A 13,384-nucleotide genomic window follows, 5' to 3' on the forward strand; every position below is an offset into this window, starting at 1 on the left:
CACCACCCAGCGCATGCCGGTGCTGATGCTCGGCTCGATCCTCACCGTGGCGCTGGCCCTGCTGGTGGACTGGCTGGCCTCACTGGCCGAACTGCTGCTCAGGCCGCGGGGGTTGGAGGTGGGGACATGAGACGGGCCGCCTGTCTGCTGCTGACCGGGGCGCTGTTGTCCGCCTGCGGACTGACCAGCGGCTCCCCCATGGTCGACGACGTCGTGCCGGGCAGCATCGGCAGGGGCGAGCCGCTCAAGGGCGCCGATCTGACGGTGACGTCCAAGGAGTTCACCGAGCAGCTCATCCTCGGCGCGATCATGGGCATCGCCTTCGAGGCGGCCGGCGCGGAGGTGCTCGACCGCACGGGGATCCAGGGGTCGATCGGGGCGCGGGAGGCGGTCAAGTCCGGGGACGCGGACGGGATGTACGAGTACACGGGCACCGCCTGGATCACGTACCTCGGCAACAGCGAGCCCATCGACGACCCTCGTGAGCAGTGGGAGGCGGTGCGGGACGCCGACCTGAGGAACGGGCTGACCTGGCTGGAGCCGTCCGCGCTGAACAACACCTACGCGCTGGCGATGAACCAGGACAACCTCAAGAAGTACGGCACGAAGACGCTCTCGGACGTGGCCGAGCTGGCCGACACCGACCCGGGCGGGGTGACGCTGTGCGTGGAGAGCGAGTTCGCCAACCGGGCGGACGGGCTGCCGGGCATGGAGAAGGAGTACGGGATGAGCATCCCGGCCGGCAGCATCACGCAGATGGACACCGGGATCATCTACACCCAGGCGGCGAAGGGGAGTTGCACCTTCGGGGAGGTCTTCACGACCGACGGCCGGATCAAGTCCATGAACCTGGTGGTCATGAAGGACGACAGGAAGTTCTTCCCCAACTACAACGCCGCGCCCGAGATCAACTCCGAGACGCTGAAGAAGTATCCGGCGATCGCGGAAGTACTGGCGCCGGTGACGGCGAAGCTGGACAACACGGTGGCGCAGGAGCTGAACGCGAAGGTGGACGTGGACGGGGAGGACCCGCACGAGGTGGCGCTGGACTGGATGAAGCAGGAGGGGTTCGTGAGGGAGGGGTGAGGGCCGGCGAGATACAAAGAAGATGTTGCAAAGCTCTCTTTGCAACGCTACCCGCGCTTCGGCGGACCGGCCACCGCGTCCCAACTCGCCGAGAAACTGGGCGAGTCCAGCGGCGCCACCAGCTATCACCTACGGCAGCTCGCGGCCCATGGCTTCGTCGAGGACGACCCCGAGCGGGGCAAGGGGCGGGAGCGCTGGTGGAAGGCGGCGGTGCGCGGGCTGGCCTTCGACGACGCGCTGCTGCACGACCCGAACCCCGACGTACGCGGGGCCGCCGACCTGTATCTGCACGAGGTCGCCACCACGCAGGCCCGGGAGCTGTCGACCTGGCTCGGTACGCGGACGGAATGGTCCGAGGAGTGGAACCGCAGTACGGACATGAGCAGCATGACGCTCCGGCTGACACCGGAACTCGCCCGTGAGCTCACCGAGAAGATGCACGCCCTGGTCGACTCCTACCGGGATCTGCCCGCCGCCGAGAACGACCCCGAGGCGACGACGGTCCGCGTACAGACGCGTTCGTTCCCGTTGAACACACCCTGACCACGCGCTGAGAGGCACCGCTGATGCATCCCGAGATCAACCTCGCCCTGCACCACGCCCGCGCCGCCGACCTCCGTGCCCAGGCGGAGGCGCACCGACTCGCCGCCGAGGCAAGGCGCCCGCACGAGATTCGCGCCCGGCTCGGCTGGGCCCTCGTGGAGGTGGGGCTGCGCCTGGCCACGCCCAAGCCGAAACCAGTGCTGGTGCACTAGCAGCTCGGTACGTTGCTGCCCCTCTCCAGAGCGATCAGGGAGTCGACGGCGCCCTGGAGGGTGGTGACCGGGATGAGGCGGAGGCCCTTGGGCAGTTCCGCCTCGGCGTCCGAGCACTCCGCCTTGGGGACCAGGAACACGGTCGCGCCGTCCCTGCGGGCGGCCTGGGTCTTCAGGGCGACTCCGCCCACGGCGCCGACCTTGCCGTCGGCGTCGATGGTTCCCGTACCGGCGATGTTGCGGCCGCCGGTGAGGTCGCCGCCGCTGCCGTCGCCGTCCAGCTTGTCGACGATGCCGAGGGAGAAGAGCAGGCCGGCGCTGGGTCCGCCGACGTCGGCGAGTTCCAGGTCGACCTTGACCTTTCTGGCGTCGAGGTCCAGAAGGTTCAGGGCGGCCTCGGTGGCGTCGTTCTGGGACTCCCGCATCTGCTCGGTGTTGTACTTCTCGATCTCGTCGGTGCTCTTGTCACTGGGGTAGACCGAGTCACGGGGCATCACGGCGCGGTCGGTGCGGAACCAGGAATCGACGATGTCCGCGAGCGACACGTCGGCGTCGGGGCCGGTGGCCTCGATGGTCGTCATCCGCAACTGCCCACTCGTCTCCCGGGTGGCCGCCCCGGAGATCGTGATCACCGGCTCCCCCTTGTTCTCCCCGAGCACGTTCGCCGTCATCCCGGGCTGCGTGAGCGAGAACGGCAACGGCGCGAACGCGGCCGTGGCCAGCAGTCCGACGACGGGCAGAGCGCACACGGCGAGGGCCTGGGGGCGAGAGAGACGAGAGAGCACGGGGTCAATCTAACGTGACGGATGACGCGGTCCAGATCCGGCCGACCTCAGCGCAACGCCTCCGCCACCTCCCGCGCCGCGTCCATCACCCGGGGTCCCACCCGTTCCGGTACCGCGTCCGCCAGCATGACCACTCCGACGCTGCCCTCGACCCCGGTCACCCCCAGCAGCGGCGCCGCGGCTCCGCTCGCCCCCGCCTCCAGTTCCCCGTGCGTCAGCGTGTACCCCGGCTCCTCCAGGGGCTGGCGTCGGGCCGCGAGGATCGCCTTGCCCGCGGCGCCCCGCTCCAGTGGGTGCCGGAAACCCGCCCGGTACGCCACGTGGTAGTCCGTCCACGTCGGCTCCACCACCGCCACGGCCAGCGCCTCCGCCCCGTCCACCAGCGTCAGATGCGCCGTCGCCCCGATGTCCTCGGCCAGCGACCGCAGCGCCGGCAGCGCGGCCTCCCGTACCAGCGGATGCACCTGGCGGCCGAGGCGCAGCACACCAAGACCGACCCGGGCCCGGCCGCCCAGATCACGACGTACCAGCGCATGCTGCTCAAGCGTGGCGAGCAACCGGTACACAACGGTCCGGTTCACGCCCAGTTTGTTGGAAAGCTCGGTGACGGTCAGCCCGTGGTCCGTGTCGGCCAGCAGCTTGAGGACACGCAGTCCCCGGTCGAGCGTCTGAGAGGTCTCCGCGGTCACGACGCCCACTCCTTAGTGGTGAGGTCGGCAGCCCCCTCGCGACGGATGCGTCACCGAGTCCCGTCAGCGACGCGCTTCAGAGGCCGCCGATCGGCCGGCGGCCCGGCATGTCCGGACCGCGTCGCTTCACGGCTGCGCTCCGCGGCGGCGCTGCCACGGGGCGTGTGCGTAGCGGGACAGTAGCGAAGGGGGTTCGCTGAGCGGAAGGCTCCGTCCAGAATCCGGGCACCGCCCGGTACGGCCTGCTTCAGTTTGTCCTGTTACGTACGTCACCCGATCCGCTGACCGACAAGAAGTGGCCAGGTCAACGCATCCGGGTCGCCCACTCCTGCACCTTCGCGATGCGCTGGCGCAGCTGCCCCGCCGTCGCCTCCGCGCTCGGCGGCCCCCCGCACACCCGGCGCAGCTCGGTGTGGATCACCCCGTGCGGCTTGCCGCTCTGATGGACGTACGCGCTGACCATCGTGTTGAGCTGCTTGCGCAGCTCCATCATCTCCTTGTGCGAGACGACGGGCCGCCGCTCGGCGGGCAGTTCGAGGAGGTCGGCCTCGGCGTCCGGCTTCTTGCGGCTGTGCGCGATCTGCCGTGCCTGCCGCTTCTGGAGCAGCAGTTGCACCTGGTCGGGCTCCAGCAGTCCCGGGATGCCGAGGTAGTCCTGCTCCTCCTCGCTCCCCGGGTGCGCCTGCATACCGAACTCGGCGCCGTCGTAGAGGACCCGGTCGAAGACGGCGTCGGACTCCAGCGCCTCGAAGGGCAGCATGTCCTGCTCGCCGGTGTCCTCGTCCTGCTCCTTGTTCGCCTCCTCCATCTCCTTCTCGGACTCGGCGTAGGGGTCCTCCTCGCCCTCCTTCTTCGGCTTGTCGAGGGCGTGGTCGCGCTCCACCTCCATCTCGCCCGCAAAGGTGAGGAGGTCGGGGACGGTCGGGAGGAAGACGGAGGCGGTCTCACCGCGGCGCCGGGACCGTACGAAACGGCCGACCGCCTGCGCGAAGAAGAGGGGGGTGGAGATCGTCGTGGCGTACACACCTACCGCAAGCCGCGGCACGTCGACGCCCTCCGACACCATCCGCACCGCGACCATCCACCGGTCGTTGTTGTTGCTGAACTCGTCGATACGACCGGACGCGCCCGCGTCGTCGGACAGGACGAGGGTCGCCTTCGTGCCCGTGATCTCACGGATGAGCTTGGCGTAGGCGCGGGCGGAGTCCTGGTCGGAGGCGATGACGAGGGCGCCCGCGTCCGGGATGGCCTTCCTGACCTCGGTCAGCCGCTGGTCCGCTGCCCGCAGCACGCTCGGCATCCATTCGCCGCGCGGATCCAGCGCCGTACGCCACGCCTGCGACACCGCGTCCTTGGTCATCGGCTCCCCGAGCCGCGCCGCGATCTCGTCACCGGCCTTCGTCCGCCAGCGCATGTTACCGCTGTAGGAGAGGAAGATGACGGGCCGGACCACACCGTCGGACAGCGCGGATCCGTAGCCGTACGTGTAGTCGGCGGCCGAGCGCCGGATGCCGGCGTTGTCCTCCTCGTACGTCACGAAGGGGATCGGGTTGGTGTCGGACCGGAAGGGCGTACCGGTGAGCGCGAGCCGGCGGGTGGCGGGCTCGAAGGCCTCCAGACAGGCCTCGCCCCAGGACTTGGAGTCACCGGCGTGGTGGATCTCGTCGAGGATGACGAGGGTCTTGCGCTGCTCGACGCGGTTGCGATGCAGCATCGGCCGTACGCCGACACCCGCGTAGGTCACGGCGACGCCCTGGTAGTCCTTGCCGAGGGGGCCCGCGCTGTACTCGGGGTCGAGCTTGATGCCTATCCGCGCGGCCGCGTCCGCCCACTGCTTCTTCAGGTGCTCGGTCGGCGCCACCACGGTCACCTGCTGCACGACATGGTGGTGCAGCAGCCAGGAGGCGAGGGTGAGGGCGAAGGTCGTCTTGCCCGCGCCCGGGGTCGCGACCGCGAGGAAGTCACGCGGCTGCTCCTGGATGTACTTCTCCATCGCCCCCTGCTGCCAGGCACGCAGCTTGCTGGCGGTACCCCAGGGGGCACGGCCGGGGAAAGCCGGGGAAAGGTGGTGCGAGGAGGAAGCGGCGGTGGTAGTCACGGTCTCCGTGGGGGTCGGGCTACGTATGACAACCGGGCCACCCTACCGGCGCCGGGGCCGGGTCAACGCCCGGACGAGGCCCGGTAACCCGTGGGTGGGACCGAGGTCACATGCCCTCGTGCAATCCCCCGGCACGGCCCGCCGCATACTTCGCCCCCAGGCGACGAACCGTGGCCCGGTCGGCCTCCTGCTCCGGATAACAGGAGCCACCGTAGTACCACTTACCGGTCTGACCTCAGCCGTCCAGTCACCCACACACCCGCCAACGCCACCGCCGCCATCGGCAGGAACACCGCGGCGAAGGCCGCCGGATGCGAACCGGAGGCCTCGGCGACCATGTGCCCGGCCGTGCCGCCGCCGAGGGCCGCGAAGGCGGCGCCGCCCACGGAGAGCAGCACGACATTGGACAGGGCGTCGGAGATCTGGAGGGAGGCGGAGTTGGTGCCGGCCTCCTCGGGCGCGGACAGCTTCAGCAGGAGCACGCCGGCGGAGGAGATCACCAGGCCCATCCCGAAGCAGCCGAACGACCAGGCGACGGCCAGGGTCCACACCGGCACGGAGTCGATCAGCACGCTCGGCGCAGCGGCGATGGCGGCGGCCACCAGCACCATCCCGAGGGTGGTGAGACGCTCCCGGTACGGCTCAAGCCGCGGCCGGGACTGCACCCAGGAGCCCGCCGCCCAGGTCGCGCCGCCGGCCGCGAGGGAGAACCCGGCCAGCGTCGGCGACAGCCCCCGCTGGGTGACCAGCATCAGCGGTACGAAGGACTCGGCGGCGATGAAGGAACCCGAGGCGACTCCGCGCAACAGCACGACGGACGGCAGGCCTCGGGCGGCTCGGTAGGTGCCGCGCGGGAGCAGGCCGAGGACGGCCGGGACGAGCAGGGCGGCGCCCAGCACTCCGGGCAGCAGCGACAGCGGGCGCAGGTCCTGGGCGGCGTACTGGAGGAGGCCCGCGCCGAGGGAGATCCCGAGGGCGAGCCGGATGCGGCGGCGGTCGAAGGAGGGGTCCGTGCCGGCCACCGGTCCTGAGGCACGGCGGCTTATCTGCGGCAGCGCGAGCGCGAGCGGGAACACGACGAGCACCGGGATGCCGACGAACACCCACCGCCACCCGAGATGCTCGGTCACCGCCCCGGAGGCCAGCGGCCCGACGATCGACGGCACGACCCAGCTCGCGGAGAACGCGGCCATGATGGCGGGCCGCAGCCGTTCCGGATAGGCCCGCCCGATCACGACGTACAACCCGACGATCACCAGCCCGCCGCCGAGTCCCTGCACGGCCCGTCCGAGCACGAACGCCCACATCGCGGTGGCCGTTCCCGCCACCAGCAGTCCGGCGGCGAAGGCCCCGATCCCGGCGGTCACCGGCCCGACCGGCCCCCGCCGGTCCGCCCACTGCCCGGACAGCACCATCCCGAACAGCGAGGTGGTGAAGAACCCGGAGAAGGCGAAGGCGTACAACGACACCCCGTCCAGCTCCCGAGCCGCGACCGGCATGGCCGTCCCAACGGCCGTAGCCTCGAACGCGATCAGCAGCACGACGGACACGATCCCGATACTGAGCGCCCGGTACGAACGGCTCAGCACGGTCTCGGCGGACTCGGCGGCAGCGGAGGGGTCGGCGGAGAGTTCGGTGGAGTTCGCGACACCGGTGTCGCGGGGGTCGAGTCCGCTCATGCGTGTCAGCGTAAGGTGCACACCCGCCTGCTGCCCCTGTCGCGAGCCCTACCCCGCCTGAGACCTTGGTCGTACGACCGGGGCCCCCGTTTCATGAACGCGGCATGGCAGTCCCATTGCAGCACTCAGGTTGCACTTGAGCCCCTCCCCCACGGCCGCCTACGGTCGGATCACCGAACACGGCCGTGTGCCCGAGTGGTTGAGGGGCGCGCCTGCACTGCATCCATCAGCGAGCTCCGCTCGCGGGGCGTTACGCGGGTTCGATTCCCGCCACGGCCTCTCACGATCCGCCGGGCCGAGCGCGCAGTGTGTCCCGGTGCAGCAGCCAGAGGGTGAAGGCGAGGGTGGAGACGTCCGCGCCCAGGGGGTGCGGGGTCGCCCCGGGGGCGGTCCAGATCTGGAGTGTGCCCGAATCGCCCTCCAGCAGAAGGGTGTTGTGGTCGTCCAGGTGGCCCAGGACTATCAGGCGGTCCGCGCCCGGTGGGAGGTCCGCGTCCGCCTCGTCCGCGTAGGCCTCCGTCAGCGTCGGCAGTACGGCCTCCGTGTCCAGGCGGAACAGGGCGTGTTCCTCCGGCAGGCCCGTTTCGCGCAGGAAGCGGCGGGTGGGTTCGTGGGTGAGGGTCGCCGGGAAGTCGACGTCCTCGAAGCGCATCACCTTGGGCCGGCCGAACTCCTCGGCGAGCAGCCGGGACGGGACCGAGACCGCCAGTCCCGAGACTTCCCGCCTGGCCGGTTCCGGGCCCGCGACCAGCGTCAACGTGCTGACCAGACAGCCGCCTTGGAGCAGCGGATCCGGCCTGGTGATCGTCGCGTCCATGGTGTCCCCCCGTATGTGTCCCGACACCTCAGAACACTACGCCGCACCACTGACAACGCCCGCTCAGCGTCTCACGTGCCGCCCGTCACAACCGCCGCCTGCGGACGGATCGGCAGTCGGTTCACGGGGCGGCCCGTCGCGGCGCGTACGGCCGAGGCGATGGCCGCGGGAGACGCGACCACCGGCACCGCGCTGACCGCCTTCGCGCCGAACGGCGCCACCACGTCCCGTTCCTCGACCAGCTTCACGATCTTGATGTCCGGGGCGTCCAGGGCCGTCGGCAGGGCGTATCCCGTCAGATCGGGGTGGCGGATCGAGCCACGGGCCGTGCGCAGGTTCTCGGTGAGCGCGATGCCGACGCCCTGCGTGACGCCCGCCTCGATACGGGCCGCCAACTGGGCGGGATTCAGGATCCGGCCGACGTCCTGGGCGAGCGCCAGCTCCACCACACGTACCGAACCGAGCTCGATGTCGACGTCCACGACCGCGCGGATCGCGCAGAACGCCATGCCCACGAAGGCGTCCCCCTGGCCGGACTCGTCCAGCGGCTCGGTGGGGTGCGGACGGCACTGCGCGGTCGCCCACAGCTCCTTGCCGTCCATCGCCTCGGTGACCGTGGTCGACAGGACGCCGTCGTACGAGGTGATCTTGCCGTCGGTGATCTGGAGCAGCTCGGTGGACATGCCGAACTTGTGCGCCAGGGGCTGCAGGAGCTGCGTACGGACCATCTTCGCCGCGCGCTCCACCGCGCCGCCCGACACCCAGGTGTGGCGTCCGCGGCAGGCCGCGCCCGCCGGGGGCTGGTCGGTGTCGACCGGGGCCACATGGACCTCGTCGATGCCGAGGGTCTCCTGGACGATCTGGCGGGCCAGCGTCGTGAAGCCCTGGCCGGTCTCCACCGCCGCGCACAGGACCGTGGCGACCCCGTCCTGGACCTTGACCGTGGCCGTGGAGACCTCGTCGGCGCCCTCCGCGCCCAGCATGTGCACCATGCCGAGCCCGTAGCCCACACCCCGGCGCACCGCGCCCGGTTCACCCGCGCCCTCGGGCCCGCCGGGCAGCAGCCACTCGTCCTCGGGGGTGTCCTTCGGCAACGCGGGCAGCGGGAAGTCCCGTACTGCCTGGAGGAGTTCGGCGACCGGCGCCGGGCAGGTCACCGTCTGGCCGGTGGGCAGGACGTCGCCCGTGGCGAGCGCGTTGCGCAGGCGCAGCTCCGCCGGGTCGACGCCGAGCTTCTTGGCCAGCTTGTCCATCTGCGCCTCGTAGGCGGCGGCCACCTGCATGGCGCCCTCGCCGCGCACATGGCCGGAGGGCGGGTTGTTGGTGCGCACCGCCCAGCCCTCGATGAAGGCGTTCGGCACGACGTACGGCCCGCAGGCGAAGGCCACCGCGGCCGCCAGCGCCTCGGACGAGGTGTCCGCGTACGCGCCCGCGTCCAGCAGGATCTGCGCCTCGACCTTCACCAACTTGCCCTCGGCGTCCGCGTGATGGCGGTACCGCAGCAGCGTCGGATGCCGGTGGACGTGGCCGAGGAAGGACTCCTCGCGGGTGGCCGTCAGCTTCACCGGGCAGCCGGTCTTCAACGCCAGCAGGCCGAGCGGGAGTTGGAAGCCCTGGTCCTCGCGGTCGGCGGTGGCGCCGGGGACGCCGGTGACCACGACCTTCACCTGCTCCGGCGCCAGTCCGTAGCAGGCGGCGGCGGTGTCGCGGTCGGTGTGCGGGTCGGTGGAGGCCAGGTACAGCTCCACTCCGCCGTCGGGGCGCGGCACCGCGAGACCCGCTTCGGCGCCGATGGGCGCCGGGTCCTGGCGGCCGATGCGGTACTGGCCCTCCACGACGATCTCGCCGGCCGCGTCGGGGTCGCCGTGGCGCAGCGGGATGTGCCGGATCAGGTTGCCGTCGGGGTGCAGCGGTTCGGCCTCGAAGGCGTGCTCGGGGTCGGTGACCGGGTCGAGTACTTCGTACTCGACGATGACGGCCGCCGCGGCCATGCGCGCGGTGTCGGGGTGGTCGGCGGCGACGGCGGCGATGGGCTCGCCGTGGTGGCGTACGACCTCGGAGGCGAACACCGGGCGGTCGGCCTTGCCGCGGCCGTGCACGGGGGTGCCGGGGACGTCCTCGTGGGTGACGACGGCGTGCACGCCGGGCATCTCGCGCGCGTGGGTGGTGTCGATCGACACGATGCGCGCGTGCGCGTGCGGGGAGCGCAGCACGGCCGCCCACAGCAGGCCCTCGGCCCACAGGTCGGCCGCGTAGGGGAAGGTGCCCTCGGTCTTGGCGCGGGCGTCGGCGGCCGGCAGGGAGGCGCCGAGGCCGTGCGGGATCGGTTCGGGGGCGGGGGCTGCCTCCGCGGGGGTGGGCGCGGTGGCGGCTTCGTTGCTCACGCCTGGCCTCCGTCCTGTCCGTACGCCTGGTCATGCGGTGCCGAGGGGCCCTCGAATGCCGACGGATGCACCCCGCCGGCCCCGGGGCCCGCCTGGTGCGGGATGCGTGCCTCGTCGGGGCCCGCGTCGCCGGCGATGTGCGCCTCGCGTTCGGCGACGACCTCCTTGACCGCCTCGACGACGCCCCGGTAGCCGGAGCAGCGGCACAGATTGCCGCACAGCGCCTGGCGGGTCTCAAGATCGGTCGGGGCGGGGTTGCCCTCCAGCAGGTCGTGCACGGTCATCGCCATGCCGGGCACGCAGAAGCCGCACTGCACGGCGCCGCACCGGGCGAGCGCGCGCTGCACGTCGGAGGGCCGTCCGTCGGCGGCGAGGCCCTCGACGGTACGGACCTCGCTGCCGGCGGCGGTCACGGCGGGCACCAGGCAGGAGGCGACGAGCCGCCCGTCGACCTGGACGTTGCAGGCTCCGCACTCGCCCTGCGAGCAGCCGTCCTTGGCGCCCGCGAGCCCGAGCCGCTCGCGCAGCACGTAGAGCAGCGACTCGCCGATCCAGGCCTCGGTGACGGGCCGGTCGACGCCGTTGACCCGCAGCGCGTAGGAGGCGAGCGGGTGTTCCTCACCTGGCAGCGACGACTCGGACGGCTCTACGGCGCTCTCGGCGCCCTTCTCGTCCTCCCCGGCCTCCTGGGGCCCTTCGTCGGCCCCGTTCGCCTCAGGGGCCTCTGGAGCGTCCTGTGAGGCCTGCGGAGCGTCCTCGGGGGGCTCGGGTGCGGGCTGTTCGGGTACGGCCGTGTCGGCGTCGGCGGGTACGTGCGCGTGCGGGGCGTTCTGCTCGGCGGCGTGCTCCGCCTGTTCGGCCGCCTGCCGGCCCCACGGCTCGCCGGCCGCCTGGGTCGCCCAGGGTGCGGGCGCGCCGCCCGGGAGGGTGGCCGGCGGGGTGCCGCCCCACTGCTCGACCAGCGACGAGGTGGTGAACTCGCCCGATTCGTCCGGAAGGTCGCCGCCCGCGACGGGGATCGACCACTGGCCGGTGACGTCATGACCCGGCGCGCCCCGGTCGGCCGAGGCGTCCTCGAAGTTCCACTGCCCGGTGGCGGCCGGGTTGTACGTGAACCGGTCGTTGCCGGCCTCCTCGGTCCCCGCGTTCGCGTCGGGCCACTGGACGCCGCCCGTGGGCATCGACCAGGTGCCGGTGGCCGCCGGGTCGGTGCCCGCGGTGGTGGCGGGCGTGACCGTTATGGGCGGCGGCACATAGCCGTGGCCGGGCGCGGCCAGCGGGCTGTCGGTGGAGGCCAGCAGGGCGTCGACGCCGCCCTCGGGAAGCTTCACGAAGGCGGTCGCGCCGTCGTCGTAGTCGCCCTGGGGCAGCGGGTCCCAACGGCCCGCGCCCTGCCGGGCGCCCTCTCCGTGCTGGTCGTCGGTCACGACAGCGCCCTCCCCAGTGCTCGTCGGGCCAGCGCGGCGACGGTGCGCCGCAGGTGCAGTACGGCGGGCGGCAGCGGGTCCACGGAGCCGTCCTCGGCCGGCTCCGGATCGGGGATGCAGGCCGCGGCGACGTACTCCCCGAAGGCGGCCAGAGCCTCCGGGACGATGGCGCGGTTGTTGTCCCAGTCGATCAGCTGCGCGACCCACTGCTCGGCCTCCAGGGGCCGCAGCGGCATCGGTGCTATGGCACCCACGGCGCACCGCACGCCCCGCCGCGCGGGGTCGAGAACCAGCGCCACGGACGCCAGGGCGCGCCCGGGGCCGGTGCGGCCGGTCGCCTTGAGGAAGACCTGGGGGGCGTGCAGCAGCGGCACGCGCACGTAGCCGATGAGTTCACCGGCGCGCAGCATCTCCACGCCGGCCAGCAGATGCGACACCGGGATCTCCCGGCGGGCTCCGCCCTGGCCCGCGATGATCAGCGTCGCCTCCAGGGCGGCCAGCACCGGCAGCGCGTCGCCGGTGGGGGCGGCGGTGGCGATGTTGCCGCCCAGGGTGCCGGCGTTGCGGATCTGCGGCGGGCCCGCGGCGCGCGCGGACGCGGCGAGCGCCGGGATCAGTGCGGCGAAGTCGGGGCGGCCCATACGGGCGTGCGTGAGTCCGGCGCCGAGCAGGGCGTGGCCGTCCTGGTACTGCCAGCCGCGGATCTCGCTGATCCTGCCGAGGCCGACCAGCGCGGCGGGCCTGAGCTGTCCGGAGTTGACGGCGGCCATCAGATCGGTGCCGCCGGCCACGGGAACGGCGGCCGGCATGGCGGCGAGCGCCGCCACGGCCTCGTCCAGCGTCGTGGGCAGCGTGACGGCCTGCGCCGCCTGCGGTGCGTGCGTGGTCAAACCGGCTGCCCCTTCCCGCTGCCCCACCTGGTCCCACCTGTTGCTGCCGTACGGTACGTGCTGACAGGGCGGACGTGGCAACTCTGGCACATCTTCGCAGGGCCCGAACGCGGGGGTCCGCTAGGAGACGTTCGCCCCTTCACCAGCGAGATGGTCCGTTTTCGTACGGCATCGCCGGTGCGCGCGAATTGCCACTCTTCGGTGACCCTGCCGGGGTTTTTCCATTACTTGTTCGGGGGCGGTCCTTCGAGCGGGCGGCCGAGCACTCCGGGGCGCCGCTGCCAGGGACGCGGTCCGGTGGGCGGGCGGTAGGCGACACCCAGGGCGTCGAGGCGGGCGTAATGGGCCGTCATCCGGCGCTCGAAGTCGGCGAAGTCCCGCTCCCCCGGCGTCGGCAGGGCGCTCCACGCCACCTCGGCGAACGCCGCGAGCCTGGGGAACGCCTGGTAGTCCACGCGCGCGTGGTCCTCCATCACCTCGGTCCACACATTGGCCTGCGTACCGAGCACATGCCGGGCCTCCTGCGAGGTCAGCGCGGAGGGAACGGGCTCGAACCGGTAGACGTCCTCCAGGGTGCGGACGTAGCCGATGGGGACCGGCTCGTCCGCGCCCCCGTCCTGGCGGTGGTCCAAGTACACATACTGCTCGGGACACATGACGACGTCGTGTCCCGCGCGTGCGGCGGCGATTCCGCCCTCGTATCCGCGCCACGACGAAACGGCCGCGCCCTTCGCGAGGCCGCCCTCCAGGATCTCGTCCCAGCCGATGAGCCTG

12 protein-coding genes, 1 tRNA gene and 1 pseudogene are annotated in these 13,384 nt (G+C 72.0%); 5 read left to right on the forward strand and 9 right to left on the reverse strand.

Annotated elements, in window-relative coordinates; translation table 11 throughout:
- From H4N64_RS46090 to H4N64_RS42455, 4 genes and pseudogenes are all read left to right on the forward strand, one after another.
- Window positions 1-130, forward strand: a pseudogene (locus tag H4N64_RS46090) (ABC transporter permease); the annotation flags it as partial.
- Complete coding sequence (locus H4N64_RS42445) at window positions 127-1,086, forward strand: glycine betaine ABC transporter substrate-binding protein (protein ID WP_186287970.1); 960 nt, start codon at window positions 127-129, stop codon at window positions 1,084-1,086. The pseudogene H4N64_RS46090 and the gene H4N64_RS42445, both read left to right, overlap by 4 nt.
- A gap of 39 nt (window positions 1,087-1,125) precedes the next feature.
- On the forward strand, window positions 1,126-1,629 hold the full coding sequence (locus H4N64_RS42450) for a winged helix-turn-helix domain-containing protein (protein WP_186287971.1): 504 nt from the start codon (window positions 1,126-1,128) through the stop codon (window positions 1,627-1,629).
- Between the two features lie 23 nt (window positions 1,630-1,652).
- Window positions 1,653-1,841, forward strand: coding sequence for a hypothetical protein (locus H4N64_RS42455; RefSeq protein WP_186287972.1), 189 nt, complete (start codon window positions 1,653-1,655; stop codon window positions 1,839-1,841).
- Here the strand turns inward: H4N64_RS42455 and H4N64_RS42460 are convergent.
- From H4N64_RS42460 to H4N64_RS42475, 4 genes are all read right to left on the reverse strand, one after another.
- Window positions 1,838-2,626 (reverse strand): S16 family serine protease, encoded by a 789-nt coding sequence (locus tag H4N64_RS42460; RefSeq protein WP_186287973.1) that lies wholly within the window; start codon window positions 2,624-2,626, stop codon window positions 1,838-1,840. The genes H4N64_RS42455 and H4N64_RS42460 overlap by 4 nt on opposite strands.
- A gap of 47 nt (window positions 2,627-2,673) precedes the next feature.
- On the reverse strand, window positions 2,674-3,315 hold the full coding sequence (locus H4N64_RS42465) for an IclR family transcriptional regulator (protein WP_015660070.1): 642 nt from the start codon (window positions 3,313-3,315) through the stop codon (window positions 2,674-2,676).
- A 304-nt stretch (window positions 3,316-3,619) separates the two neighbouring features.
- Window positions 3,620-5,413 (reverse strand): DEAD/DEAH box helicase family protein, encoded by a 1,794-nt coding sequence (locus tag H4N64_RS42470; RefSeq protein ID WP_186287974.1) that lies wholly within the window; start codon window positions 5,411-5,413, stop codon window positions 3,620-3,622.
- Between the two features lie 221 nt (window positions 5,414-5,634).
- Complete coding sequence (locus tag H4N64_RS42475) at window positions 5,635-7,092, reverse strand: MFS transporter (protein WP_186287975.1); 1,458 nt, start codon at window positions 7,090-7,092, stop codon at window positions 5,635-5,637.
- A 181-nt stretch (window positions 7,093-7,273) separates the two neighbouring features.
- On the opposite strand from H4N64_RS42475, the gene H4N64_RS42480 reads away from it, so the two are divergent.
- Window positions 7,274-7,371: transfer RNA gene (locus H4N64_RS42480), tRNA-OTHER, on the forward strand.
- A 1-nt stretch (window position 7,372) separates the two neighbouring features.
- Here H4N64_RS42480 and H4N64_RS42485 read toward each other — a convergent pair.
- The 5 genes from H4N64_RS42485 to H4N64_RS42505 all read right to left on the reverse strand — a co-directional run.
- The gene (locus H4N64_RS42485; protein ID WP_186287976.1) at window positions 7,373-7,909 is read right to left on the reverse strand and encodes an SUKH-4 family immunity protein; all 537 of its coding nucleotides are present in this window, start codon (window positions 7,907-7,909) and stop codon (window positions 7,373-7,375) included.
- A gap of 71 nt (window positions 7,910-7,980) precedes the next feature.
- A complete protein-coding gene (locus H4N64_RS42490; RefSeq protein WP_186287977.1) occupies window positions 7,981-10,293 on the reverse strand; it encodes a molybdopterin cofactor-binding domain-containing protein in 2,313 nt (770 codons plus the stop codon).
- Window positions 10,290-11,720 carry a 2Fe-2S iron-sulfur cluster-binding protein gene (locus H4N64_RS42495; RefSeq protein WP_186287978.1) on the reverse strand — a complete coding sequence of 477 codons (1,431 nt, stop codon included), beginning with the start codon at window positions 11,718-11,720 and terminating at the stop codon, window positions 10,290-10,292. The genes H4N64_RS42490 and H4N64_RS42495 overlap by 4 nt, the downstream gene beginning before the upstream one ends.
- Complete coding sequence (locus H4N64_RS42500) at window positions 11,717-12,610, reverse strand: FAD binding domain-containing protein (protein ID WP_186287979.1); 894 nt, start codon at window positions 12,608-12,610, stop codon at window positions 11,717-11,719. The genes H4N64_RS42495 and H4N64_RS42500 overlap by 4 nt, the downstream gene beginning before the upstream one ends.
- A gap of 224 nt (window positions 12,611-12,834) precedes the next feature.
- A partial coding sequence (locus H4N64_RS42505; RefSeq protein WP_186287980.1) for a family 20 glycosylhydrolase occupies window positions 12,835-13,384 on the reverse strand: 550 nt, incomplete at its 5' end.

This window comes from Streptomyces cupreus, assembly GCF_014257025.1.
GTDB lineage: Bacteria > Actinomycetota > Actinomycetes > Streptomycetales > Streptomycetaceae > Streptomyces > Streptomyces cupreus.